Annotated in this window: 21 protein-coding genes and 1 riboswitch; of the genes, 13 read left to right on the forward strand and 8 right to left on the reverse strand. The window is 58.7% G+C overall.

Features of this window, described 5'->3' with window-relative positions; all coding sequences use genetic code 11:
• Positions 1–10 precede the first annotated feature (10 nt).
• The gene (locus LQK91_RS17200) at positions 11–1,363 is read right to left on the reverse strand and encodes an MFS transporter (protein WP_003852047.1); all 1,353 of its coding nucleotides are present in this window, start codon (positions 1,361–1,363) and stop codon (positions 11–13) included.
• A 170-nt stretch (positions 1,364–1,533) separates the two neighbouring features.
• Entirely contained in the window at positions 1,534–2,436 is a 903-nt protein-coding gene (locus LQK91_RS17205; protein WP_105099934.1) for a GntR family transcriptional regulator, read from the reverse strand.
• Positions 2,437–2,573: 137 nt separating this feature from the next.
• On the opposite strand from LQK91_RS17205, the gene LQK91_RS17210 reads away from it, so the two are divergent.
• Entirely contained in the window at positions 2,574–3,602 is a 1,029-nt protein-coding gene (locus LQK91_RS17210; RefSeq protein WP_105099935.1) for a zinc-binding alcohol dehydrogenase family protein, read from the forward strand.
• 9 nt (positions 3,603–3,611) lie between these two features.
• On the opposite strand, the gene LQK91_RS17215 is transcribed toward LQK91_RS17210, so the two are convergent.
• Positions 3,612–4,532 carry a nucleoside hydrolase gene (locus LQK91_RS17215; RefSeq protein WP_105099936.1) on the reverse strand — a complete coding sequence of 307 codons (921 nt, stop codon included), beginning with the start codon at positions 4,530–4,532 and terminating at the stop codon, positions 3,612–3,614.
• A gap of 117 nt (positions 4,533–4,649) precedes the next feature.
• Positions 4,650–4,725, forward strand: a riboswitch (Fluoride riboswitch).
• An 89-nt stretch (positions 4,726–4,814) separates the two neighbouring features.
• Between LQK91_RS17215 and crcB the strand changes: the two genes are divergently transcribed.
• Together crcB and LQK91_RS17225 are read left to right on the forward strand one after the other, a co-directional pair.
• Positions 4,815–5,192, forward strand: coding sequence for a fluoride efflux transporter CrcB (gene crcB / locus LQK91_RS17220; RefSeq protein WP_105099937.1), 378 nt, complete (start codon positions 4,815–4,817; stop codon positions 5,190–5,192).
• Positions 5,193–5,319: 127 nt separating this feature from the next.
• The gene (locus LQK91_RS17225) at positions 5,320–6,135 is read left to right on the forward strand and encodes a sugar phosphate isomerase/epimerase family protein (RefSeq protein WP_008926340.1); all 816 of its coding nucleotides are present in this window, start codon (positions 5,320–5,322) and stop codon (positions 6,133–6,135) included.
• On the opposite strand, the gene LQK91_RS17230 is transcribed toward LQK91_RS17225, so the two are convergent.
• From LQK91_RS17230 to LQK91_RS17240, 3 genes are all read right to left on the reverse strand, one after another.
• Complete coding sequence (locus LQK91_RS17230) at positions 6,132–6,737, reverse strand: alpha/beta hydrolase (protein ID WP_003852059.1); 606 nt, start codon at positions 6,735–6,737, stop codon at positions 6,132–6,134. The genes LQK91_RS17225 and LQK91_RS17230 overlap by 4 nt on opposite strands.
• A 23-nt stretch (positions 6,738–6,760) precedes the next feature.
• A complete protein-coding gene (locus LQK91_RS17235) occupies positions 6,761–7,702 on the reverse strand; it encodes a glutathione S-transferase family protein (RefSeq protein ID WP_105099938.1) in 942 nt (313 codons plus the stop codon).
• A 98-nt stretch (positions 7,703–7,800) separates the two neighbouring features.
• A complete protein-coding gene (locus LQK91_RS17240) occupies positions 7,801–8,706 on the reverse strand; it encodes a LysR family transcriptional regulator (protein ID WP_003852064.1) in 906 nt (301 codons plus the stop codon).
• Between the two features lie 141 nt (positions 8,707–8,847).
• Between LQK91_RS17240 and LQK91_RS17245 the strand changes: the two genes are divergently transcribed.
• Positions 8,848–9,972 carry a GNAT family N-acetyltransferase gene (locus LQK91_RS17245; protein WP_078805100.1) on the forward strand — a complete coding sequence of 375 codons (1,125 nt, stop codon included), beginning with the start codon at positions 8,848–8,850 and terminating at the stop codon, positions 9,970–9,972.
• Here LQK91_RS17245 and LQK91_RS17250 read toward each other — a convergent pair.
• Entirely contained in the window at positions 9,969–11,801 is a 1,833-nt protein-coding gene (locus LQK91_RS17250; RefSeq protein ID WP_008926335.1) for an ABC transporter ATP-binding protein, read from the reverse strand. The two genes, LQK91_RS17245 and LQK91_RS17250, sit on opposite strands and share 4 nt — an antisense overlap.
• 72 nt (positions 11,802–11,873) lie before the next feature.
• On the opposite strand from LQK91_RS17250, the gene LQK91_RS17255 reads away from it, so the two are divergent.
• On the forward strand, positions 11,874–12,374 hold the full coding sequence (locus LQK91_RS17255) for a GNAT family N-acetyltransferase (RefSeq protein ID WP_078805101.1): 501 nt from the start codon (positions 11,874–11,876) through the stop codon (positions 12,372–12,374).
• A 35-nt stretch (positions 12,375–12,409) separates the two neighbouring features.
• On the opposite strand, the gene LQK91_RS17260 is transcribed toward LQK91_RS17255, so the two are convergent.
• On the reverse strand, positions 12,410–13,327 hold the full coding sequence (locus LQK91_RS17260) for a sugar ABC transporter substrate-binding protein (RefSeq protein ID WP_008926334.1): 918 nt from the start codon (positions 13,325–13,327) through the stop codon (positions 12,410–12,412).
• Positions 13,328–13,746: 419 nt separating this feature from the next.
• On the opposite strand from LQK91_RS17260, the gene LQK91_RS17265 reads away from it, so the two are divergent.
• From LQK91_RS17265 to kdpD, 8 genes are all read left to right on the forward strand, one after another.
• Complete coding sequence (locus tag LQK91_RS17265; protein ID WP_105099939.1) at positions 13,747–15,138, forward strand: MFS transporter; 1,392 nt, start codon at positions 13,747–13,749, stop codon at positions 15,136–15,138.
• Positions 15,119–16,075, forward strand: coding sequence for a 2-hydroxyacid dehydrogenase (locus LQK91_RS17270; protein ID WP_105099940.1), 957 nt, complete (start codon positions 15,119–15,121; stop codon positions 16,073–16,075). The genes LQK91_RS17265 and LQK91_RS17270 overlap by 20 nt, the downstream gene beginning before the upstream one ends.
• Before the next feature lie 159 nt (positions 16,076–16,234).
• Positions 16,235–17,401: an HD-GYP domain-containing protein gene (locus LQK91_RS17275; RefSeq protein WP_105099941.1), complete on the forward strand. Its 1,167-nt coding sequence runs from the start codon at positions 16,235–16,237 to the stop codon at positions 17,399–17,401.
• 108 nt (positions 17,402–17,509) lie between these two features.
• Positions 17,510–17,599: a K(+)-transporting ATPase subunit F gene (gene kdpF, locus LQK91_RS17280; protein ID WP_010253443.1), complete on the forward strand. Its 90-nt coding sequence runs from the start codon at positions 17,510–17,512 to the stop codon at positions 17,597–17,599.
• A complete protein-coding gene (gene kdpA, locus LQK91_RS17285) occupies positions 17,599–19,287 on the forward strand; it encodes a potassium-transporting ATPase subunit KdpA (RefSeq protein WP_105099942.1) in 1,689 nt (562 codons plus the stop codon). The genes kdpF and kdpA overlap by 1 nt, the downstream gene beginning before the upstream one ends.
• On the forward strand, positions 19,284–21,332 hold the full coding sequence (gene kdpB, locus LQK91_RS17290) for a potassium-transporting ATPase subunit KdpB (RefSeq protein WP_105099943.1): 2,049 nt from the start codon (positions 19,284–19,286) through the stop codon (positions 21,330–21,332). The genes kdpA and kdpB overlap by 4 nt, the downstream gene beginning before the upstream one ends.
• Before the next feature lie 10 nt (positions 21,333–21,342).
• Complete coding sequence (gene kdpC / locus LQK91_RS17295) at positions 21,343–21,909, forward strand: potassium-transporting ATPase subunit KdpC (RefSeq protein WP_039661149.1); 567 nt, start codon at positions 21,343–21,345, stop codon at positions 21,907–21,909.
• Positions 21,910–21,925: 16 nt separating this feature from the next.
• A complete protein-coding gene (kdpD, locus tag LQK91_RS17300; protein WP_105099944.1) occupies positions 21,926–24,601 on the forward strand; it encodes a two-component system sensor histidine kinase KdpD in 2,676 nt (891 codons plus the stop codon).
• Positions 24,602–24,617 lie beyond the last annotated feature (16 nt).

Consider the following 24,617-nt stretch of genomic DNA (forward strand, 5'->3'; position numbering starts at 1 on the left):
CGTCCTGCGATTATTCGCCGTCGGTGATGGGCTGGCGCACCAGCAGCAGGTAGGCGAGTGCGCCAACCAGCGTGACGCAGGCACAGATCATCAGCGCCAGGCTGAACGATTTGGTGGTGTCGAGCACCCAGCCGGTGATCACTGGCGCGAACGAGGCGAAGATAAAGCTGGCAAAGTTCTGGATGCTGCCGACCGAAGCGGTCATGCGGGCGGTGACGTTAGCGTGGATCAATCCCCAGCACGAGGTCCCGGCGAAGTGGATACAGAACAGCGCCATGCCAATCAGCGTCACGGCGCTGGTGGTGTCGGTCGCGCGGGTCACCACGGCGGTGAATCCGGCTGACAGCAGCATCCCACTAACGATGCAGACTTTGCGGGTTTTTACGGCGTTAAAGCCACGACGCACCAGCGAGTCAACCACATAGCCATTCAGCAGCATTCCCGCTGCACCAAACAGGAACGGAATCGCCGCCAGCAGGCCAGTACTTTTCAGATCGAGATGATAGGTGGACTGCAGGTAGCCCGGCAGCCAGGCGATATAGAGCCACGCGGTGTAGTTGATGCCGCTGAAGCCAATCATCATGCCCCACATGGTGCGCTGCTTAAACAGGCCACGCCACTCTTTGAAGCTGATCGGCTCTTTCCGCGACGCCACGCTGCCCGCCTGCAGATAGTGGATCTCTTCGGCGCTCAGGGTGTTGTTATCCCGGTCGCGGTAAATCATATACCAGCCGATAGCGAGGAACATGCCGAGGATACCGATGGTGACAAACATGCCACGCCAGCCCATCACCAGCATCATCGCCGCCAGAATCGGTGGGGCCACCGACAGCCCAATCATTGAAGCGGCATTAAACATCCCCATTGGCATGCCGCGATCTTTAATGTTGAACCAGTCGTTGATCACTTTCACGCCGCACGGGTTCATCGGCGCTTCGCCAATACCCAGGCCGATGCGCACCAGGATGAACTGGGTAAAGTTATGCACCAGACCAGAAGCGGCCTGGAACAGCGACCAGATAAACATGCCGATGCCGAGCATAATGCGCGGCCCTTTACGATCCAGCAGCGCGCCACACGGCAACTGCGCCAGGCCATACGCCAGCGAAAAAGCAGAAAGCAGGAAGCCAATTTCGGTGGCGCTTAGCCCCATCTCATCGCGGATGGTCATGTTCGCGACCGACAGCGAGCTGCGATCCAGATAGTTGATGATGGCGGCGAACAGCAACAGCAGCATCGCCGTAATCTGCACTTTGCGGATACGCGGTGAACGCACCACATCGCTGCGCATTGGCACGAAATCCTGGCCTGGTGGCGTGTCGCCGGTCACGCTGTCGCGACCGGTTACTGAGGTCTTTTCCATTGCACTCTCCCGAAACTGGGTACTTATCGTTATGGTGAGAAGGGGTCTGCGCGCAGCGGCAAAAGGCCGCCGTGACGTTGCAGTCGAGACTAAGAGCAAAGGGTTAAGGATGTTGCAAAGATGTTTCTGAATCGTGCGGGAGCTAATGCTTTGTGGTTTTTAATCGGTTTTTAATTGTACTGACCGATTGAGCGCACCATTGAGGTTTTGGCGGTCGCCAGATGGTTATGTAATGCACAGAGCGCATCAATATCCTGACGGCCAATCAGCGCGGTCAGTATCGCCATATGCTCCTCCAGCGCGACAATGTTACGCTGCTTAAGATCGCTTTCATCCCACTGATAATGCGAGTGAAAGATGACTGAGATGATCTCCAGCGACTGATTAAAAAATGGATTATTGGCGGCGGATAAAATCAGCGAATGCATCTGACGGTCCAGCGCAGCAAAGTGGCGATAGTTGCTGGCGATGGTGTCGCGCATGGATCGGTGACGATCCAGCAGATCCCGCGCCTGCACCCAGCGCTCATCGCTGGCGGGCAGATTCAGGAAGCGGCTCAGGGCGTGGGTTTCCAGCATCTCGCGCAGTTCAAACAGCTTCTCGGCATAATCCTGAGTGAATTTTTTCATGCGCCACTGACCGCGTTTCACCGGCTCCAGCAGGTCATAGCGCATAAAGCGCAGCAGAAATTCGCGCACCACAACCGGACTGACTTTCACCTGCTGCGCCAGTTGCAGCTCGCTGAAGGTGTCGCCGGGCACCAGCTGCCGCTGATTGATCATATTAAAAAACATCTGCTCAAAGTGACTGGCCTGCTGCTCAATCGGCGGCGTTAAGGCGCTAAAACTGTCCTCTTCGCGGGGATCACGCACGATAACGTAGGTTTGATCCACTTTATCCAGCACGCCGCACTGATGCAGATAGTGCAGGGTATGTCGCACCGTGGTCCGGCTGATATTGAACATCTCCGCCAGCGCCGCCTGCGGTGGCAGGGGCGAACGAATATGTCGCTGAGCGATACTCTCCAGCATCTGGTTGATGACGTTCTGGCGCAAATTCTGGCTGCGGCTCATCTGACTCTCCGGTTTTTAATGCATTAAAAACCATTCAAAGCCCAAAAAAATCGCCGTGCTTCACACTTCCCGTAAACGAACGCTGCGCATCAGGCAGGATTCGCCGTAACTGCCTGCAGGACAACCGGAGAATCACCATGACAACAATGAAAGCACTGGTCATCGCTGAACCACGTAAGATGGTCTGGGCCACCCGCGACACCCCCACGCCTGCCGCTGGCGAGGCGCTGATTAAAATTCTCACCGCCGGAATCTGCGGCACGGATATCCACGCCTGGTCCGGCAATCAGCCGTTCTTCAGCTATCCACGGGTGCTGGGCCATGAAATCTGTGCGGAAGTGGTGGCGCTGGGTAGTGGCGCCGAGGGCTTTCAGGCAGGCCAGCGGGTGGCGTTAATGCCCTACATCTCCTGTCTGCGCTGCGACGCCTGCCAGAGTGGCAAGACCAACTGCTGTGAACAGATCTCGGTGATAGGCGTGCATCAGGATGGCGGTTTCTGCGACTACTTAAGCGTGCCGGTCAGCACGTTGCTGGCGGTGGATGAGGTGGCCCCGGAAGCGGCCGCGCTGATTGAGCCCTTTGCCATCAGCGCCCATGCGGTGCGTCGTGCAGGCATTGTAGCGGATGAGCAGGTTCTGGTGGTGGGTGCCGGACCGATTGGGCTGGGTGTCGCCGCCATTGCCGCCGCCAGTGGCGCGCAGGTCGTGGTGGCGGACACCAGCGGATTCCGTCGCCAGCATGTCGCTGATCAGCTGGGTCTGGCGGCACTGAATCCGGCGGATGAGGCGTTTTACAGCGCGCTACGGGATCAGTTTGGTGGTCGTCTGGCGCTGAAAGTGATCGACGCCACCGGCAGCCCGGCGGCGATGAACAATTCGGTTAACCTGATGCGACACGGCGGCACAATCGTCTATGTCGGCCTGCACAAAGGCGATCTGGTTATCCCTGACAGTGAATTCCACAAAAAAGAGACCACGCTGATGGGCAGCCGCAATGCCACCCGCGAAGATTTTGATCGGGTAAGTGCACTGATGGCCAGCGGCCAGCTGCGTGCTGAAATGATGCTGAATCATCACCTGGCTTTCTCCACGCTGGATGAAACCTTTGAGTCGCAAGTCATCAATAATCGCGAACTGATCAAAGGCGTGATTCACTTCGACCGCTAACGCGGCGTTTCAGGGCGCGGTGAGGGTTTCAAAGAAGTGCGCCCGCACCGCGTCGGCATCCACGCCGAGCGCGATACGCTGGGCGGGCAGACCGGCAAAGGGATCATTGCGCGACGCCAGTGCGCCGAGCTTACGCACAGTCTGACCGCAGGCGATGCCCTCGGTGATGACCCGCAGCGGACTTTCAGTGAGGGTAAAGGCCTGCGGCAGCGTCAGCCACGCCACTGCCAGGGTATCGTGCAGCGCCATACCGGCAAAACCCTCCTTTGCCAGGCTGTAAGCCAGATAAGGACGACAGATAGCGCTCAGCACCGGCTGGTTCAGACGCTGAACCTCATCACTGCTGATTAACACCTTGTGCGTGACATCCAGCGGGATGACTACCACGTTCAGCGCCGAGGCGAGCACCTGATCGGCGGCATGCGGATCTTTCCAGATATTAAATTCGCTGAAGGGCGTCACGTTGCCGCTGTGGCCGTCGGTGCCAAACGCGCCGCCCATGATCACCAGCTCTTTCACCAGCGGAATAATATCCGGCGCCTGATTAATGGCCGTGGCGATGTTGGTCAGCGGGCCAATCGCCACCAGGGTGATCTGATGCGGCTGCGCCCGCACGCTGTCGATAATAAACTGCACTGCGCCTGGCGCCTCATCGCTGCAGGCATTATCAAACGCGTCGCCCAGCCCATCTTCACCGTGCAGTCTGGCGGGCGCAGAGGGTGCCAGCGCCAGCGGCCGCGAACAGCCGCGATAGACCTCCGCATTAATCGCCATTTTGTCGCAGAACAGCCGGGCATTTTTCACCGCCTGACCCACCGCCACGTTGCCATACACGGTGGTAATCCCCAGCAGATGCTGTGTCCGCGCCGCATAAGCCAGCGCAAAGGCATCATCCACGCCGATATCAGTATCAAAAATCAGGGTACGCATAGGCTCTCCGCAACAGGCTGTTAACTCTCAGCATTACCCCGCCAGCGGGCAGGGCGTCAAGCGATTCATCCGCCATGCGCACAGGCTTGCCAGCCTGAAACGGGCGTCGTATTATCACCGGCTCAAGGTGATGGCGTGCCACCTTTCCCAACCGCCGGTGGGCTTTACACCGGCTGATGACGCCTGACACTCAATCCTTTCGCGGGAGCTGAGGTGTCAGGCGCAGTTTATCTCTGCCTTTCCCCCCTCAGCCCGGCATTACTCTGTTATCAGGAGCAACACATGTTTAAACCGTTACTGGCTGTGATGATCGGCGGCTCTGCCGGCTGTGTACTGCGCTGGCTGTTCTCGATGCGTTTTAATGCGCTCTTTCCTAATCTGCCGCCCGGCACGCTGCTGGTGAATCTGATCGGCGGGCTGGTGATCGGCGGCGCAATGGCCTGGTTTGTGCGCCATCCCGACGTGGACCCGATCTGGAAACTGCTGATCGTCACCGGACTCTGTGGCGGCCTGACAACATTCTCCTCGTTTACTGCGGAATTAATGGGTCTGCTTCAGACCGGAAAATATATGTGGGCGATGGCCAGCGCGCTGGTGCATGTGATTGGCTCACTGCTGATGGCGTTTGCCGGTTTCGCGCTGGTCACGCTGCTGAGCTGATCCGGCGAATTGGCGCTTGTCTTAACGCTTAAGAGGTAGATACTGTTTCAGGTTTTACGCCCGCATGGCTATTGCGGGCGTAACGCTGAACGTCACCGATTATTCCGGACGATTAAGGAGCCGAGCCATGCGAACCAATCCTACCTTCCTTAACCTGGTGTTGTTAAACGGTGAACCCGACCAGAAACTGCAGGCGGCGCGCGACGCCGGTTTTGATCAGGTCGAGATCTGGCGCGAGGATGTTGACGCATACGAGGGCGGTGCGGCAGCACTGGCTGAGATCAGCGCACTGAAGGGACCTGGCTTTACTAATCTGCAGGTGTTGCGCGATTTTACCGGCGCACCGGGTGCGCTACGGTGCCAGAAGCGCGAAGAGCTGCGCCAGTTTATACAGATTGCCCGGACGCTGGGCTGCGACACGATTCAGGCACCGGCCAGCACCCGCGAAGATTGCTGCGCCGACCAGATTGATGATGACCTGCGCTGGATGGCCTCTGAAGCTGCACGCTACAACATGCGCATTATGTATGAGCCGATGGCCTGGTGCAGCGTGGACAATACGCTGCCGCTGGCGTGGCAGCGATTGCAGCGGCTCGATCAGCCCAATATCGGGCTGGTGGTGGATCTTTTCCATATCTGCGCACTGGGCGGTGACGCCTCGCAGCTGGACGGCATTCCTGCCGACCGTATTTATGAAGTGCAGCTGTGTGATATGGCCGCGGTTCCCGCGCAGGATAAGCATAGCCTGATGGCGATGGCAAAACACCATCGTCAGTTGCCCGGCGATGGCATTATTGATGTTGAACGCTTCGTCGATAAGCTGAAAAGTGCAGGCTATCAGGGGCCGGTGGGTATCGAAGTCTTTAATGATACGCTGAAACGCCTGCCGCCCGACGTCGCAGCACGTCATGCCTGGCAGGCGTTAAACCGCTACTGGGGTTAGTCCTGTAAACACTGGCCGATAAATCCGGCGGCGTGCATAGCACCCTGAGCGGAAATAGTGTGGCCGGTGGCGGGTTCAAAGCGCGCGTCGACCGGCACCGCTGCGGCCCGGAGTCGTGCTGCGGCAGATTCGCTCTCCTGCCACGGGATCACCTCATCGGCCTGACCGTGAATCAGCAGCGCGGGTACATGAGCCTGCGGGGTTAATTCACCGTCAACCGCCAGACGCCCGGAAAAGGCGACCACGCCTGCCAGCGGATAACGGCCTGACGCCAGGGCATCCAGTGCCATGATCGATCCCTGCGAGAAGCCGACCAGCACCACATCCTGCCAGCGTTCCGCGAAGCCGTGCTGCGCAATAATCTCGCTAAGGGTTGCATCAAATGCCGCCCGCGCTGCCCGAACACGGGCAGGCCTGTTCTCAGGTGTGATGTCCGCCAGGCTGAACCACTGCCAGCCAAAACCACCGGGAAAACGTTCAGGCGCATTGGGAGAGGCAAAAATCACATCCGGCAACAGCGTCGCCCAGTGACGGCCAATCGGTGCCAGATCGTCGCCGTTACTGCCCACGCCATGCAGAAAAATTACCAGTGCTTTTGCCATCATTGCTCCTTTAGCTTATGTCCTTACAAATTGTATTCACTCATATCCGGGCCAGCCGGAACAATCCCGTTCGGATTCAGCGCCTTGATCGAGTAATAACCCTGTTTGATGTGGTCGATACTGACCGTCTCACGTACGCCGGAGACCGATAACATGCTCTTAAGATAGCGATTCAGCAGCGTATAGTCGCGTATCCGGCGCAGGTTGCATTTGAACAGGCCATGGTAGGCGGCGTCAAAGCGAATCAGCGTCACGAACAGGCGAATATCGGATTCAGTCAGCCGTTCCCCCAGCAGGAAAGTGCGACCATCGCTGAGCAGGGCTTCCAGTTCATCGAGCTGGCTAAAGACGTCATTAAATGCCTGCTGATAGCTGAGGGCGGTAGTGGCGAAGCCAGCACCATAAACACCGTTATTCAGACGCGGATAGAGACTCTCATTCAGCGCGTCAATCTCCTGGCGCAGCGCGGCGGGATAGAGATCGATGCGGTTATCGGCCAGATCGCCAAAGCCGCTGTTGAACATGCGCACAATGTCAGCGGACTCATTATTGACGATGGTGCCGGTCTTCTTGTCCCACAGCACCGGCACGGTGGCGCGGCCGGTGTAATCGGGCGCGACACGGGTATAGATTTCATGCAGATATTGCGCGTTATTCAGCGGGTCCTGCTGTGCGCCGGGAAACGTGCCGAAGCGCCAGCCCTGAGCCCCGAGCTGCGGCTCAACCACCGTGACACTAATCATTGACTCCAGCCCTTTGAGTTTGCGGGCCATCAGCGCACGTGACGCCCACGGGCAGATCAGCGCCACATAGAGGTGGTAACGATCCGGTTCGGCGGCGAATTCAGTCGAGCCATCGCTACTGATAAAGTGCCGGAAACCGGATGTCTGGCGAACAAATCCGCCCTGTTTATCGGTAGCCTGCACCGGATGCCAGTCACTACTCCATTTGCCTTCTACTAACATCGCGCAACTCCTCTGTGGTGAGAGAAGTAGCTTAACTGATGACTAAACGACTGATAATCGGGTCTGTAAGACAATGATTTCTTCCAATATGGAAGAAATCACACCGGTGGAGCGTGCGTGAAGTGCGTCACCAGGAAGTCGATGAGCAGGCGTGCCCGATGTGGCAGATGACGGGCCGGCGGATAAACCGCAAACAAGCCTAGCGGTGGCGTCTCAAAATTTTCCAGCAGCCGGACAATCTCCCCACGTTGCAGCGCCGGGGCCGCAATAAAACCGGGCAAACGCGCAATGCCCAGACCGGCGATGGTGGCCTGCAGACAGGCTTCAGTATTGGCGAAGCGTAAACGTCCACGCACCGGCACGGTCACAATTTCACTGCTGCCGTCCCCGCTGGTAAACGGCCAGTGCCAGGGATCGCGAAAATTGGTGTCGATAATGCACTGATGCTGTGCCATGTCACGCCAGTGCTGCGGCGTGCCGAACTGCTCCAGATAGACCGGTGATGCGGCGATACGCACATGTACTTCGCTCAGCTTGCGCGCCACCAGGCTGCTGTCGCTGAGCGTGCCGATGCGGATCGCCATATCAAAACCTTCATCGACGATGTTCACGGCCCGGTCTGAAAAGCTGACATCCAGCTCAATCAACGGATAGCGCCGGGCAAACGCCACCAGCACCTGAGACAATACCGCCGTGCCAAAGGAGCCGGGTGCGCTGATTTTCAGCCTGCCGGTGGGCGTCGTCGCACTTTCACGCACGCTGGCATCCAGCGCCTCAAAGGCATCGAGCAGATTCTTCACCCGCTCATAATAGCTGCGTCCGACATCGGTGGGCGACAGCGCGCGCGTGCTGCGCTTAAACAGCTGCACGCCGAGCTGCTGCTCCAGCTTTGAAACCAGTTTTGATGCCTGACTGCTGCTGGTGCCGAGACGCAACGCCGCGGCAGAAAAGCTGCCGGTTTCCAGCACCGTGACAAACATCCGGTCACAATCGAGTCGATCCATGGCGAAGTCCTGAGGAGGTAAAGTCGCAGTATAGGGGCTGTGGCCAGGCGATGCAGCCTTCACTTTGCGTGCCTTAACCCTTTCGCTGGCGCGGAAAACCTGCTTGACTGATTCTCTGCCCGACGTTCACTGGAGTATTTCATGTCGCTGATTCACCTGACGTCACTGGCGGAGATTCCGGCCGCCGAGTGGGATGCGCTGTTGCCTGATGACCAGCCATTTTTGCGCCACGCCTTTCTGCTGACGCTGGAAGAGAGTGGCAGCGTACGGTTTGAGGCGGGCTGGCAGCCTGACCATCTGCTGTGGCGGGAAGAGGGCGTGACCCGCGCCGCGCTGCCGGGCTACCGTAAACGACATTCACAGGGCGAATATGTCTTTGATCATGCCTGGGCGGATGCCAGCCAGCGCGCCGGCATCCGCTACTACCCGAAATGGCTGGGCGCGATACCCTTCAGCCCGGTCACCGGTGCACGCCTGCTGGGAGAAGCCTCGGCCGCGTCTCAGCTGGTTTCAGCCCTGCCGGAAAGCCTGTTGCAGCAGGGCTTAAGCGGTGCGCACATCAATTTTACCGATGCGCAGGCTAACGCGCTGCTGGCCGATCAGCCCGACTGGCTCTTACGGCTCGGTTGTCAGTATCACTGGCATAATCGCGGCTACCGCGATTTTCAGGATTTCCTGGACACGCTGATGTCGCGCAAGCGCAAACAGCTGCGTAAAGAGCGTGAACAGGTGGCGCAGAGCGGTTTTGTGTTTGACCGCTATCGCGGTGATGAGCTGCGCGAAGATCAGTGGGATTTTGTCTATACCTGTTATGCCAACACTTATGCGGTGCGCGGTCAGCGGCCCTATCTGACGCGCGACTTCTTCAGTCTGCTGGCGGAACGAATGCCGCAGAATATTGTGGTGGTGATCGCCCGCTTACAGCAGCAACCGGCGGCAATGGCTTTTTATCTGCGGGACAGCCACTCGCTCTATGGCCGCTACTGGGGCTGCCTGGCGGAGTTTGATCGGCTGCACTTCGAAACCTGTTTCTATCAGGGAATGGATTTAGCCCTGGATGAAGGGCTGACGCGCTTTGATGCGGGTGCGCAGGGCGAGCACAAGCTGGTGCGCGGCTTTGAGCCGCAGATTACCCACTCCTGGCACTATCTGCTGCATCCCGGCCTGCGCGATGCCGTGGCCGATTTTCTGGTGCAGGAGCGGGAAGGCGTGCGCGGCTGGGCGGAAGAAGCACGCGACGCCTTACCCTATCGACGCGGCGATTAATCGATGCCGACAAAGCCACCGGTCTGATGCTGCCACAGACGGGCATACAGACCGTTCTGCGCCAGCAGCTCGTGATGGCTGCCCATCTCAGCAATACCGCCTTTATCCAGCACCACCAGTCGATCCATCTTCGCGATGGTCGACAGGCGGTGTGCAATCGCAATAACGGTTTTGCCCTGCATCAGTGACTCCAGGCTCTCCTGAATCGCCGCTTCCACTTCGGAGTCCAGCGCCGAGGTGGCCTCATCCATGATCAGCACCGGCGCATCTTTCAGTAGCACGCGGGCAATCGCCACACGCTGACGCTGACCACCCGACAGTTTCACGCCACGCTCCCCCACGTGTGCATCCAGCCCGGTGCGGCCCAGTGAATCGGAGAGTAGCGGAATAAACTCATCGGCGCGGGCGCGGTGAATCGCAAGCTGTAATTCCTCTTCGCTGGCGTCAGGACGACCATAAAGCAGGTTTTCCCGAATCGAACGGTGCAGCAGCGAGGTGTCCTGCGTAATCATGCCAATCTGGCTACGGAGGCTCTCCTGCGTCACTGCGGCGATATCCTGATCGTCGATCACAATCCGCCCACCGTTAAGGTCATAAAGACGCAGCAGCAGGTTCACTAACGTCGATTTACCGGCCCCCGAAGGACCAATCAGACCAATCTTCTCGCCCGGTTTAATGTCGAGATTAAAGCCGTTAATCACCTGACGGCCACCGCCATAGTCAAAGCGCACATCCTCGAATCGGATGTTGCCGCGCGTCACCTTAAGCTGTTTAGCCTGCGGCGCATCCTGCACGCTCAGCGGCTGCGCAATGGTTTTCAGGCCATCCTGAACCGTACCGATATTTTCGAAGATGCCATTGACGACCCACATGATCCAGCCAGACATATTGACCAGGCGGATGACCAGACCGGTCGACAGCGCAATGGCGCCGACACTGATCAGCGACTGGCTCCACAACCACAGCGCCAGCGCGGATGTAGAGACAATCAGCAGGCCGTTCAGTGCTGACAGCGTCAGATCCATGCTGGTGACCATGCGGCCAGCGTGCTGAGTTTTTTCCGTCTGCTCCTGCATCGCCTCACGCGCATACTTACGCTCCAGATCGCTGTGGGCAAACAGCTTGATGGTGGCAATATTGGTATAGCCATCAACAATGGTGCCCATCAGCTTTGAACGCGACTCTGAAGAGACCACCGAACGGGCTTTGACGCGCGGCACAAAGAAACGAAGCGAGGCGCTGTAAGCGACCATCCATATAATCAATGGGATCATCAGCCGCCAGTCGGCATCGGCAAACAACACCAGCGACGTCACGGCGTAGATCAGCACGTGCCAGATAGCGTCGACCAGCTGCACCGCGGAATCACGCAGTGAACTGCCGGTCAGCATGATGCGCTGGGCGATACGACCTGCAAAATCGTTCTGGAAAAAGTTAAGGCTCTGGCGCAGCACATAGTTGTGATTCTGCCAGCGGATCAGGTTGGTCATGCCCGGGCTGATGCTCTGGTGAACCAGCATGTCGTGCAGGGCGATAAAAATCGGCCGCAGAATCAGCGCCACTGCTCCCATCCACAGGAGTATCGGCCAGTTATCCTGAAACAGGCTGGCGGGTGTGGAGTGGTTCACCATATCGATAATGCGGCTCAGATAGCTGAACAGCGACACTTCGATCAGCGCTGACGCCAGCCCCACCACCAGCAGTGCTGCGAAACTGGGCCAGACCTGGCGCAGGTAGTAGAGGTAAAACGACCAGACCGTTGAGGGCGGCGAATCGGTGGGCGCGTCATGAAATATATTGATAAAACGTTCAAAACGACGATACAACATAGCGATACTCTTTCCGTCCGGTAAAGAGCTACAGCTTAGTGCATGAACCCCGTTCGGCTAAAAGGAGAAAATATGGAAATCATTATTCGGGCACGGGAACCGCAGGATGCTGCCGCCTATCAGCGCCTCTACAGTCATCCCGATGTCTATCCCTGGACACTGCAACTGCCGTTTCCCAGCGTTGCGACCTGGGAGAAAAAAATTGCCCGAATGGACGCCGAGGGGTTTATCGCCTTTGTGGCAGAAATTGATGGCGAGCTGGTGGGTGAGCTGACGCTGTTTGTCGATAACAAGCCGCGAACCCGCCACTGCATCAGTTTTGGACTGGGCGTGCATCCCGATTTCGGCGGTCGCGGGGTCGGTGAGCGGCTGATTCGCACCGCAATGGACTACTCCCGCAACTGGCTGGGCATTACCCGTATGGAGCTGGAGGTGTTTCACGACAACGAACGGGCGCTGCGGCTCTATGAGCGGCTGGGCTTTGAGCGGGAAGGGGTGATGCGGCAGGCGGCACTCCGCGACGGTCAGCTGCGCGACGTGGTGATGATGGCGAAGCTGCTGCACGAGAAGTGATAACCGGAGCGGCATCACGGCCGCTCCGTGTTGCATTACGGATTTTTATTGCTGTAGTGCTGCATATTCTGCTTCGTTACCAGCTCAAACGGGATCCACTGGTGAGAATCTACCTTCTGGCCTTTGATCATCTGCTGCGCCACTTCAACCGATTTTTTGCCCTGACCCACGGCATCCTGGAACACGGTTACGGCCAGTTTACCGCTGGCCAGCGCTTTCAGGCCATCCGGCGTGGCATCAATCCCGCCCACCAGAATGGTTTTCTTCGGCTTCGACTGAGCAATGGCCATCGTGGCGCCAATTGCCATTTCGTCGTTGTTCGCGGCGACAATATCGATATCCTCACCGTTCGACAGCCAGTTGAGCATTAAATCCATCCCCTCATTGCGCGCATAGTTAGCGGTCTGCTTCAGTACCACTTTCATATTGGGATACTTCGCCACCACCTGCTCCACATCTTTGGTGCGCTGAAGTGCGCCCGCATCGCTGAGGTTGCCGATCATGATGGCGACGTTGCCACGGTAACCGGCCTGCTTTGCCAGCGCTTCCATCTGCAACGTGCCTGACTCGCGCTCGTCAGAGCCAACAAACACCACGCCTGGCGGCAGGGTTTTATCGCCCGGTGAGCGGTTAACATAGACCAGTGGAATATGGGCCTGCTGCGCCAGTTTTGTCAGGGCTGGCGTACTGGCAGAGTCCACCGGGTCGACAATAATCGCATCCACCCCGGCGCTGATAAAGCTCTGCACCTGATCGGTCTGACGCCCTACGTCGCCACGTGCATCTTCGAACTGCGCCTCCAGCTGGCGCACTTTAGCCTCTTTCTCAATCGACTGGCGGATGATAGTCAGGAAGTTCTGGTCGAAATAGGCCATCGAGACACCTATTTTCTCAGCCAGCGCCGGTGTTGAAAGAGAGAGCAGACAGAGTATTGCCCATGCATGTTTTTTCATTAGAGGCTCCCGAGGTTACCGGATGGAATGAAATTTTCATTTATTATAAAAATGGAAAGGCAGGATCATTTGCAGATTAGAAACTGCCATCAGGTTTGACAACCGGTCCTTTTCACTCTTGCTAGCGCCGCCACATTTTGTCGTGAAATCGCCTCGTCATAGCGGTCAGCGCGGGGGAAATCCCCGACCTGGTGCACACTCTGCAGTAGTGAGCCGCAGCTTTTCACGCTTTTGTGCAGTGCCGCACGGGCAGTTGTGAGGATTGTCAGAAAACCGTTTAATCGGGCCAGACGATCCTGACATCTGCACAGTGACCCATCGTTAGCCTCCTATCTATATTTCCAGAAGCGGGAATTCTCAGCGTTATTCCTGAAAAAAACCTCGTGGCGCAACCTGCCGCTTTTTAAGGAATTCAGCTCATGCCTAAAGAACAAACGCCTCAACGGACGACCCATGTCCGCATCGGGATCCTCTGCCTGATCCTGTTTCTGTCGGTTGTGGCTTACGCCGACCGTTCGATCCTCTCGATCTCCGGGTCGGCAATCAAAGAGGAGTTCGGTCTGTCAGCGATCCAGCTGGGATTGATCCTCTCTGCTTTCAGCTGGGCCTATGTCATCGGTCAGATTCCTGGCGGACTGTTGCTTGACCGCTTCGGGGCCAAAAAAGTGTATGGCGTTACACTGGCGCTCTGGTCAGTTTCAACGCTGGCGATGGGATTTGTGGGCGAGTTCTCCAGCGGCATGACCGGCGCGCTGATGCTGATGTTTGGACTGCGCTTTATGCTGGGACTCATAGAGGCACCCAGCTTTCCCGCTAATGCGCGCGTGGTCATTATGTGGTTTCCGGGCGCAGAACGGGGACGGGCATCATCGCTGTTCAGCTCGGCGCAATATTTTGCTGTCGCTATCTTCTCGCCGCTTTCAGGCTGGCTGGTCTCGCGCTTTGGCTGGGAATGGCCATTCTTTGTGCTGGGCGGCATCGGTCTGGTGGCGGTCCTGGTCTGGGCGGCCTGGATGCGCGAGCCACGTAACCACCCCGGCGTATCGGAAAGTGAATTGCGCCACATTGTCGACGGTGGCGCGCTGGTGGATATCGATGCGGCGCAGACGCTGAAAGCACGACCACCGGTCAGCAAAGCGATGTTCAGAAAGCTGCTCACCAATCGCATGCTCTGGTGCGCCTATCTCGGTCAGTACTGCATCATTGCGCTCAGCTACTTCTTTATTACCTGGTTTCCAATCTATCTGGTGCAGGCGCGCGGCATGAACATCATGGAAGCGGGATTCGCCACTATTGCGCCAGCGCTGTTCGGTTTTCTGGGCGGCATCAGTGGCGGTTACCTGTCAGACAAGTTACTCGCCCGAGGCTGGAGCGTCTCCTGGGCGCGTAAAACGCCCTATATCGTCGGCATGCTGATGGCGTCCAGCCTGGTGCTGGCGGCGATTATTCCCGGTAACGGCGGCATCATCGCCATTATGTCCTTCGCCTTTTTCGGCAAAGGCATCGCGGCTGGCGCAGGCACCTGGACGGTGATCAGCGACACCGCACCGAAAGAGGCGGTGGGTCTGGCGGGGTCCATTTTTAACGGCATCGGCAATATTGCCGGTTTCACCACGCCGCTGCTGTTCGGCATCATCGTTGGGCTGACCGGTAGCTACAGCATTGGACTGGCGTTTGTGGCGGCACACTGCGTGGTCGCGGCGCTGCTGTTCCTGCTGGTGATGGGGCCGATTGAACGTGTCGGCGAAGAGACCGGACGCCCGGCATCATTTAACAATCAGGAGAAAGAAGATGGCATTAAAGCAATGTAACGTGCTGATCAAAGGGAAATTTCTGCCACCGCAGCTGATTGAGAATATCGAACAGTCGTTCACCGCCTTCCGGCTGTGGGAGGCGGAGGATGAGGCGGCCTTTCTGACGGAAAAGGGTGCTGATATCGACATGCTGGTCACCAGCGGCAATGCGGTGATGGGCGCACCCGCCGCATTGATTGCCGCGTTGCCCAACCTGAAAGCGATCTGCAGTAACGGCGTCGGGTATGACAGCATTGATACGGAAGCTGCCCGGTCTCGCGGCATTGTGGTGACCAACACGCCAGAGGTGCTGAATGATTGCGTCGCCGATCTGGGGATGGCGCTGCTGCTGGATGTGGCGCGCCGCATCAGTGAGGCCGATCGTTTCACGCGCGCCGGGCACTGGGCGCAGGGCCGCTTTCCGCTGAGCAGCAAAATTGGCGGTAAGGTGTGTGGCATTGTCGGGCTGGGCAATATCGGCCAGGCGGTGGCAAGGCGTGCGCAGGCGTTTGATATGCAGATTCATTACTATAATCCGCGTTCACGCTCCGATGTGCCCTATACCCGGCACGAGAGCCTGGTGGACCTGGCGCAGCGGGCCGATTTCCTGGTGCTGACGCTGCCTGGCGGTGCCGCAACGCGCCATATTATCAACGCAGATGTGCTACAGGCGCTGGGACCAGAGGGGTATCTGATTAACATTGCACGCGGCAGCGTAGTGGATCAGCAGGCGCTGGTGGCGGCGCTGGAAACCGGACGGATCGCCGGAGCGGGGCTGGATGTGTTTGAACAGGAACCGCAGGTGCCTGACGCCCTGCGCCAGCTCGACAATGTGGTGATTACACCGCATATCGCCAGCAGCACCCGCGAAACCATGGCGGCGATGGCTGACCTGGTCTTTGAGAACATGCTGGCATTTTCCCGTGGTGAGCCCGTGCTGACACGCGTGGTGTAACCACACCAATGACGTAACCCTGCGAAACGGACGTGAGGCAGGATGCCTCTCCTCTGACCACTCATCAGACCCCCAGACTTCGCACAAAACAGCCTGAAGAAAATCAGCCCGGCTGCCGATATCACCTTATCCCAACCGTTAATGTTAAGGAGTGATAGCGTGATTAAGCTGATTACCATTGATGAGTTGCGCCCGGGGATGTTTATCCACAAGCTTGAGGTCTGGTGGATAAAAGAGCAGCGCATTCATAATCAGATGCTGATCACCGATCCACGACAAATTGCCACGCTACGCAGCGAAGGGATCCGCCAGCTCTGGATCGACCTCGATCGATCTGTTCAGACGCCGATCGCCACCACGGTCGCAAAAAGAACCATTGGCCGCACTCCGTTTTTTCAGGAAATGGATCAGGCGCAGCAGATCTTTCAGCAGGGCAAACCGAAAGTGCGGGCGATGTTCAACGAAGCGCGGCTGGGTAACGGCCTGAAGCTCGATTATATGATGGACCTGGTGGATGAAATCGCCGGATCGATCACGCGTGAACCTTCCGCCATGCTGAGCGTGGCGCGGCTGAAAAATCATGATGACTACACCTATCTGCACTCTATGGCGGTCTGCGGGCTGATGATTGCGCTGGGTAAAAAACTCGGACTGGATGAGCAGCAGCTGCGCCGGGTGGGCATGGGCGGTTTACTGCATGATGTCGGCAAAGCGGCTGTGCCACTGGAGATCCTGAACAAAGCGGGCAAGCTGACTGAAGAAGAGTTCAGGGTGATGCGTGAGCATCCGGTGGTCGGCACGCAGATGCTGATAGAGGCCAACGCTGACGACGATCTGCTCGATATCGCTCTTCATCATCATGAAAAATATGATGGCAGCGGCTATCCGCACCGCCTGAAAGGCGAGGCGATTTCGTTCTACGCCCGCATGGCGGCGGTGTGTGATGTTTATGATGCGGTGACCTCGACCCGCTCCTATCGCAACGGCTGGACACCCGCAGAGGCGATGCACCAGATGCTGAGCTGGCGCGGCCATTTCGATCCTGGCTTGCTGCACACCTTCGTACGCACCATTGGCATCTATCCGGTGGGATCGCTGGTGCGTCTGGCTTCCGGCCGGGTGGCGCTGGTGGTGAAAGCAGGCGAAAAATCGCTGATGCGGCCCTGCGTGCATGTCTTCTGGTCGCTGCACGCCCAGCGTGAAATGAAGCCGGAAGAGCTGGACCTCGGCGACAGCTTCTGCACCGACAGTATTGTGGGTGCAGAGGACAGTAAGCTGTGGGACAACGTCGATCTCAATCGTATCTGGGCGCTGGAAGTCGCCTGATTTTTCGCCATTTTTACACTATTTTTACGCCCGCCCGCTGCATTTTAACCCCTTCTTTATACGCCTCCGCGCAAGCTAAGCCATAAATCCAATCCTCTGGAGGTTCCTGTGAGCGTGGGCGTAATAACCGGCATTGTGCTGGTGGTGTTGTTACTGGGCTATCTGATCTATGCCCTGTTGAATGCGGAGGCCTTCTGATGGCGGCCAATGCTTTTTTACTCATCGCATTTTATCTGGTGCTGCTGATGGTACTGGCGCAGCCGCTCGGACGGGGTCTGGCCTCGTTAGTGGCGGACAAGCCGGTGTTTGCCCGCCTGGAAACGCCACTGTGGCGACTGCTGGGCGCGCAGGCGTCGGACATGCGCTGGCCGCACTACCTGCTGGCGATTCTGCTGTTCAACGCGCTGGGTTTCGTGGTGCTGCTGGCTATGCTGCTGCTGCAGGGCTCGCTGCCGCTGAATCCTCAGCAGCTGCCTGGCCTGAGCTGGCATCTGGCGCTGAACACTGCCGTGAGCTTCGTGACCAACACCAACTGGCAGGCTTACAGTGGCGAAAGCACCCTGAGCTATTTCAGTCAGATGGTGGGCCTGACGGTGCAGAACTTCCTCTCTGCCGCGACCGGTATCGCCGTGGCCTTTGCGCTGATCCGTGGCTTCGCCAATCGCAGCTCTGCGACCCTGGGTAACGCCTGGCGCGATCTGACCCGCATCACGCTCTACGTCTTACTGCCGATCAGCCTGCTGATGGCGCTGTTTTTTGTCAGTCAGGGCAGCATCCAGAACTTCTCGCCTTATCACAGCTTCTCCACGCTGGAAGGCGTGCAGCAGACGCTGTCGATGGGACCGGTGGCGTCGCAGGAAGCGATCAAAATGCTGGGCACCAACGGCGGTGGCTTCTTTAACGCCAACTCCTCACATCCCTTTGAGAACCCAACGGTACTGACGAATCTGGTGCAGATGCTGAGCATCTTCCTGATCCCGGCAGCGCTCTGCTTCGCGTTTGGCGAAAGCGTGCGTGATCGTCGTCAGGGCCACATGCTGCTGTGGGCGATGACGCTGATGTTTGTGGCGGCGGTCGCCGTCGTGATGTGGGCCGAACTGCAGGGCAACCCGCATTTCCTTCAGCTGGGGGCCGACAGTGCCATCAACATGGAAGGCAAAGAGACGCGCTTTGGCATCCTTAACAGCAGCCTGTTCGCGGTCATTACCACTTCTGCCTCCTGCGGTGCCGTTAATGCCATGCATGACTCCTTTACCGCGCTGGGCGGCATGGTGCCGATGTGGCTGATGCAACTGGGCGAGGTGGTATTTGGCGGTGTTGGCGCCGGCCTCTACGGCATGCTGCTGTTTGTACTGCTGGCGGTCTTTATTGCCGGACTGATGATTGGCCGTACCCCGGAGTTCCTGGGTAAAAAAGTCGATGTGTGGGAAATGAAAATGACCGCACTGGCGATTCTGGTTACCCCGGCGCTGGTGCTGATTGGCACTGCACTGGCGATGATGACCGACGCCGGGCGCAGCGCGATGGCAAACCCGGGCATCCACGGCTTCAGTGAAGTGCTCTATGCGGTCTCTTCGGCTTCCAATAACAACGGCAGTGCCTTTGCCGGACTGAGTGCCAACACGCCGTTCTGGAACCTGTTACTGGCTGTCTGCATGCTGCTGGGCCGTTTCGGCATCATCATCCCGGTGATGGCGATTGCCGGTGCGATGGCGGTTAAAAAAGTGCAGCCGGTAGGTAACGGCACACTGCCAACTCACGGTCCGCTGTTTATTGCACTGCTGATCGGCACCGTGCTGCTGGTGGGTGCACTGACCTTTATTCCTGCTCTGGCGCTGGGCCCGGTGGCTGAGCATCTGCAACTTGTTCAGGGACAATCCTCATGAGTCGTCAACAACAGGCGTTATTTGACGCAGCCCTGCTGCGTACCTCGGCCTGGGATGCGGTGAAAAAGCTCGATCCCCGGGTACAGTTCCGTAACCCGGTGATGTTTGTGGTCTACCTCGGCAGCATCCTCACCTCGCTGCTGGCGGTGGGCATGCTGACCGGGCGCATCAACGGCAGCGCCAGCTTTACCGGGGCGATTGCGGTCTGGCTCTGGTTCACCGTGCTGTTCGCCAACCTGGCGGAGGCGCTGGCAGAAGGGCGCAGCAAGGCCCAGGCAAGCAGCCTGAAAGGCGTCAAAAAGACCAGCTTTGCCAAAAAACTCTCAGCGGCGCGCTATGGTGCCGAGTGGCAGCAGGTCAGTGCCGATGCGCTGCGCAAAGGCGATGCGGTGCTGGTAGAAGCGGGCGATATCATTCCCTGTGACGGTGAAGTGATGGAGGGCGGTGCCTCAGTGGATGAGAGCGCCATTACCGGTGAATCTGCACCGGTTATTCGTGAGTCAGGGGGTGACTTTGCTTCCGTGACGGGCGGTACCCGTATTCTCTCTGACTGGCTGGTGATCACCTGTAGCGCCAACCCGGGCGAAACCTTCCTTGACCGGATGATCGCCATGGTGGAAGGCGCAAAACGCCGCAAAACGCCAAATGAGATCGCCCTGACCATCCTGCTGGTATCACTGACCATCGTGTTCCTGCTGGCGACCGTGACGCTCTGGCCGTTCTCGGCATGGGGCGGCACACCGGTCAGCGTCACGGTACTGGTGGCACTGCTGGTCTGTCTGATCCCGACCACTATCGGCGGCCTGCTGTCGGCGATTGGCGTGGCGGGGATGAGCCGGATGCTGGGTGCAAACGTCATCGCGACCAGCGGTCGTGCGGTGGAAGCCGCAGGGGATGTGGATGTGCTGATGCTGGACAAAACCGGCACCATCACGCTGGGTAACCGTCAGGCGACCCAGTTCCTGCCCGCGCCAGGCGTCAGCGAAGAGCAGCTGGCGGACGCCGCGCAGCTCGCCTCGCTGGCCGATGAGACGCCGGAAGGCCGCAGCATCGTGGTACTGGCGAAACAGCGATTTAACCTGCGTGAACGCGATCTCAGCAGCATGGACGCCAGCTTTATTCCGTTCTCAGCCCAGACCCGCATGAGTGGCGTGAATGTGCAGGACCGGCTGATCCGCAAAGGCGCGGTCGATGCCGTTCGCCGTCATATCGAAGCGAACCATGGTCGTTTCCCTGCGGAAGTGAATGCGCAGGTGGAAGAGGTGGCTCGCAGTGGCGGCACGCCGCTGGTGGTGTCAGAGGGCGCGAACGTGCTGGGCGTGGTGGCGCTGAAAGATATCGTGAAAGGCGGCATCAAAGAGCGTTTTGCCGAGCTGCGCAAAATGGGTATCAAAACGGTGATGATCACCGGTGATAACCCGCTGACCGCCGCAGCGATTGCCGCAGAAGCGGGCGTGGATGACTTCCTGTCAGAGGCCACACCAGAAGCCAAACTGGCGCTGATCCGCCAGTATCAGGCCGAAGGCCGTTTAGTGGCGATGACCGGCGACGGCACCAACGATGCACCAGCACTGGCGCAGGCGGATGTGGCGGTGGCGATGAACTCCGGGACCCAGGCGGCGAAAGAGGCGGGCAACATGGTCGACCTCGACTCTAACCCGACCAAGCTACTGGAAGTGGTGCACATCGGTAAACAGATGCTGATGACGCGCGGTTCGCTGACCACCTTCAGTATCGCCAACGACGTGGCGAAATATTTCGCCATTATCCCGGCGGCGTTTGCGGCGACCTATCCGCAGCTCAACATGCTTAACGTGATGCAGCTGCACTCGCCCGCCAGCGCAATCCTGTCGGCGGTGATCTTTAACGCCCTGGTGATTGTCTTCCTGATCCCGCTGGCCCTGAAAGGCGTCAGCTACCGCCCACTGAGCGCCGCTGCGCTGCTGCGCCGCAACCTGCTGATTTATGGTCTGGGTGGCCTGCTGGTGCCGTTTGTCGGCATCAAAGCGATCGATCTGCTGTTAGTGTTTTCAGGCATGGCCTGAGGAGAGAAAAATGAGTCAGTTACGTCCGGCAATTTTACTGTTGTTGCTGCTTACGCTTGTCACCGGCGTGGTTTATCCTTTGCTTACTACTGGTCTGGCGCAATGGCTGTTTCCGTCCCAGTCCAGCGGCTCGCTACTGGAGGAAGATGGCGTGGCGCGCGGGTCAGCACTGATTGGCCAGAATTTTACCCAGCCCAACTATTTCTGGGGCCGCCCTTCAGCCACAGGCGATAAACCCTATAACCCGCTCTCCTCAGGCGGCAGCAACCTGGCCGCCAGCAATCCGGCGCTGGATAAAGCGGTAGCCGATCGCGTCGCTGCGCTGCGGGCCGCGAACCCGCAGGCATCGGCTGCCGTGCCGGTCGAGCTGGTCACAGCCTCAGCCAGCGGGCTGGACCCGGATATTTCGCCGGAGGCCGCGCGCTGGCAGGCGCCGCGTGTCGCCGCCAGCCGCAAGGTGCCGGTGGCGCAGGTCGAGGCGCTGATTGAAAAGATGACGCATCGTCCACTGATGCCATTCCTCGGCACACCGACAATCAACGTGTTGCAGCTGAATATGGCGCTCAACGAACTGTAATGGTGTTAAGGAAGCGATGAACCACGAACCCCAGCGTCCCGATCCCGACGCGCTGCTGCAGGCTAACCGCGAAACGCATCGCGGGCAGCTGAAAATTTACTTTGGTGCCTGTGCTGGCGTGGGCAAAACCTACGCCATGCTGCAGGAGGCACAGCGGCTGCGTGCGCAGGGTCTGGATGTGCTGATTGGCGTGGTAGAGACCCACGAACGGCCGGAAACCGCACAGCTGCTGACAGGATTAACCCTGCTGCCGCGTCGCGCGACCGGCCGCTCGCGTCATGCAGAGTTTGATCTCGATGCCGCGCTGGCCCGCCATCCTGCCGTCATCCTGATGGATGAGCTGGCGCACACCAACGTTAAGGGCTCGCGCCATCCCAAGCGCTGGCAGGATATTGAGGAGCTGCTGGAAGCGGGCATCGACGTCCTGACCACCGTCAACGTGCAGCATCTTGAGAGCCTCAACGATGTGGTCGGCGGCGTCACCGGCATTCAGGTGCGCGAAACCGTACCCGATCCCTTTTTTGACAGTGCCGACGAAGTGGTGCTGGTCGATCTGCCGCCCGACGATCTGCGCCAGCGATTGAAAGAGGGCAAAGTTTATATTGGCGATCGTGCTGAGCGCGCCATCGAAAACTTTTTCCGTAAAGGTAATCTCTTCGCCCTGCGTGAGCTGGCGCTGCGCCGCACCGCCGATCGGGTAGACGATCAGATGCGCGCCTGGCGCGATCAGCAGGGCCGGGATCGGGTCTGGCACACCCGCGACGCTATCCTGCTCTGTATTGGCGACGACAGCGGCAGTGAAAAGCTGGTGCGCACCGCAGCCCGACTGGCGGCGCGACTGGGCAGCGAATGGCACGCGGTCTATGTTGAAACGCCCCGGCTCAACCGGCTGCCGGAAGCACGGCGACGGGCCATCCTGCGCACATTACAGCTGGCACAGGAGCTGGGCGCGGAAACCGCCACCCTTTCTGAACCGGATGAAGCGGAAGCGGTGCTGGGTTATGCCCGCGAACACAATCTGGGCAAAATCGTCACTGGCCGTCGCCCACTCCGGCGCTGGCGGCGTGACAGTTTTGCTGAACGACTGGGCCAGCTTGGCCCGGATCTCGATCTGCTGGTCGTGGCGCTGGATGAGCCACTGAAAGATGCGCCGCATCCGCTGCCGGATGGTCGTGTTAACAGCGAAAAATGGCGCATTCAGCTGCGCGGCGTGATGATGGCGCTGGTGCTCTGCATCCTGGTGACCGCAGCCGGGCAATCGGTGCTGATCAATTTCGATCCCGCCAACTGCGTGATGATCTATCTGCTGGCGGTGGTGATCGTGGCACTACGCTATGGCCGCTGGCCGTCGGTGATCGCCACGGTGATAAATATCTTCGCCTTCGACCTCTTCTTTGTGGCCCCCACCGGCACGGTGGCGGTCTCCGACCTGCAATACCTGGTGACCTTTGGCGTGATGCTGGCGGTCGGCGTGATTGTCGGGAATCTTACGGCAGGCGTGCGCTATCAGGCGCGGGTGGCGCGCTACCGCGAGCAGCGGGCGCGTCAGCTCTATGAGATGGCGAAATCGCTGGGCAGCGCGTTGACACCGCAGGATATCGCCGCCACCAGCCAGCGTGTGCTCGACGCCACGCTACAGGCGCGCTGCCTGCTGCTGCTGCCCGATGAGCAGGGCGAGCTGAAAGCGGTGGGCGATGCGTTACCGGCCAGCGAGCCGGATCGCGCGATTGCTAAATGGAGTTACAGCAAAGGCCAGCCTGCAGGCGCGGGCACCGATACCTTACCGGCAGTGCCTTATCAGATCCTGCCGCTGAAAAGCGGCGCGCAGTGCCGGGGATTGCTGGTGGTGGAGCCGCAGAACCTGCGTCAGCTGATGATTCCTGAGCAGCAGCGGCTGGTGGAAACCTTTACGGTGCTGATCGCCAATGCCCTGGAGCGGATGGCGCTGTCTCACAGCGAGGCAGCGTCCCGTCTCTCAGCTGAGCGTGAACAGCTGCGCAATGCGTTGCTGTCGGCGCTGTCACACGACCTGCGCACCCCGCTGACCGTATTGTTTGGTCAGGCAGAAATGCTGATGCTTGACCTGGCCAGTGACAACTCAAAATATGTGCCGCAGGCCAGCCAGATTCGCGAGCAGACGCTCAGCACCATCCGGCTGGTGAGCAACATGCTGGATATGGCGCGCATTCAGTCGGGCGGCCTCAATCTGCGGGAAGAGTGGCTGGCGCTGGAAGAGGTGATTGGTGGGGCGCTGAGCAGCATGGCACCCTCGCTCAAGGGGCATGAGGTCCAGCTCGACCTGCCGGATGACATCGTGCTGATCAAAGGGGACAGCACGCTGCTGGAGCGGGTTTTCACTAACCTGATAGAGAACAGCCTGAAGTATGCCGGTAATAGCGCGCCACGCGGCATCCGCGCCTGGCGTGCAGCATCACGACTGGAAATTGCGGTCTGGGATGGCGGACCCGGCATTGCCGAAGAGGATTTAACCCGGATATTCGATAAGTTCTGGCGCGGCAATAAAGAGTCGGCGGTGCCGGGCGTCGGGCTGGGTCTGGCGATCTGTAAAACCATTATCGAGAGCCATGGCGGCCAGATCTGGGCCGAAAACCGGCCCGAAGGTGGCGCGGCATTTCGTCTCTCGCTGCCGCTGCCGCCCGCCCCTGAAATTTCTGACGAAGGGCTGAAATAACTTCACAGTGGATCAG

The organism is Pantoea sp. MHSD4, assembly GCF_021043305.1.
In the GTDB taxonomy this organism is placed as follows: Bacteria; Pseudomonadota; Gammaproteobacteria; order Enterobacterales; family Enterobacteriaceae; genus Pantoea; species Pantoea eucalypti.

Excerpts from the sequence above, each read along its gene's own strand:
- LQK91_RS17270 (WP_105099940.1), top strand. The coding sequence starts at position 15,119 with ATGGCATTAAAGCAATGTAACGTGCTGATCAAAGGGAAATTTCTGCCA.
- crcB (WP_105099937.1), top strand. The coding sequence starts at position 4,815 with ATGTTTAAACCGTTACTGGCTGTGATGATCGGCGGCTCTGCCGGCTGT.
- LQK91_RS17250 (WP_008926335.1), bottom strand. The coding sequence starts at position 11,801 with ATGTTGTATCGTCGTTTTGAACGTTTTATCAATATATTTCATGACGCG.
- kdpD (WP_105099944.1), top strand. The coding sequence starts at position 21,926 with ATGAACCACGAACCCCAGCGTCCCGATCCCGACGCGCTGCTGCAGGCT.
- LQK91_RS17260 (WP_008926334.1), bottom strand. The coding sequence starts at position 13,327 with ATGAAAAAACATGCATGGGCAATACTCTGTCTGCTCTCTCTTTCAACA.
- LQK91_RS17255 (WP_078805101.1), top strand. The coding sequence starts at position 11,874 with ATGGAAATCATTATTCGGGCACGGGAACCGCAGGATGCTGCCGCCTAT.
- LQK91_RS17230 (WP_003852059.1), bottom strand. The coding sequence starts at position 6,737 with ATGGCAAAAGCACTGGTAATTTTTCTGCATGGCGTGGGCAGTAACGGC.
- LQK91_RS17215 (WP_105099936.1), bottom strand. The coding sequence starts at position 4,532 with ATGCGTACCCTGATTTTTGATACTGATATCGGCGTGGATGATGCCTTT.
- LQK91_RS17245 (WP_078805100.1), top strand. The coding sequence starts at position 8,848 with ATGTCGCTGATTCACCTGACGTCACTGGCGGAGATTCCGGCCGCCGAG.
- LQK91_RS17265 (WP_105099939.1), top strand. The coding sequence starts at position 13,747 with ATGCCTAAAGAACAAACGCCTCAACGGACGACCCATGTCCGCATCGGG.
- LQK91_RS17200 (WP_003852047.1), bottom strand. The coding sequence starts at position 1,363 with ATGGAAAAGACCTCAGTAACCGGTCGCGACAGCGTGACCGGCGACACG.
- LQK91_RS17240 (WP_003852064.1), bottom strand. The coding sequence starts at position 8,706 with ATGGATCGACTCGATTGTGACCGGATGTTTGTCACGGTGCTGGAAACC.
- LQK91_RS17235 (WP_105099938.1), bottom strand. The coding sequence starts at position 7,702 with ATGTTAGTAGAAGGCAAATGGAGTAGTGACTGGCATCCGGTGCAGGCT.
- kdpC (WP_039661149.1), top strand. The coding sequence starts at position 21,343 with ATGAGTCAGTTACGTCCGGCAATTTTACTGTTGTTGCTGCTTACGCTT.
- LQK91_RS17205 (WP_105099934.1), bottom strand. The coding sequence starts at position 2,436 with ATGAGCCGCAGCCAGAATTTGCGCCAGAACGTCATCAACCAGATGCTG.
- LQK91_RS17225 (WP_008926340.1), top strand. The coding sequence starts at position 5,320 with ATGCGAACCAATCCTACCTTCCTTAACCTGGTGTTGTTAAACGGTGAA.
- LQK91_RS17210 (WP_105099935.1), top strand. The coding sequence starts at position 2,574 with ATGACAACAATGAAAGCACTGGTCATCGCTGAACCACGTAAGATGGTC.
- kdpB (WP_105099943.1), top strand. The coding sequence starts at position 19,284 with ATGAGTCGTCAACAACAGGCGTTATTTGACGCAGCCCTGCTGCGTACC.
- kdpA (WP_105099942.1), top strand. The coding sequence starts at position 17,599 with ATGGCGGCCAATGCTTTTTTACTCATCGCATTTTATCTGGTGCTGCTG.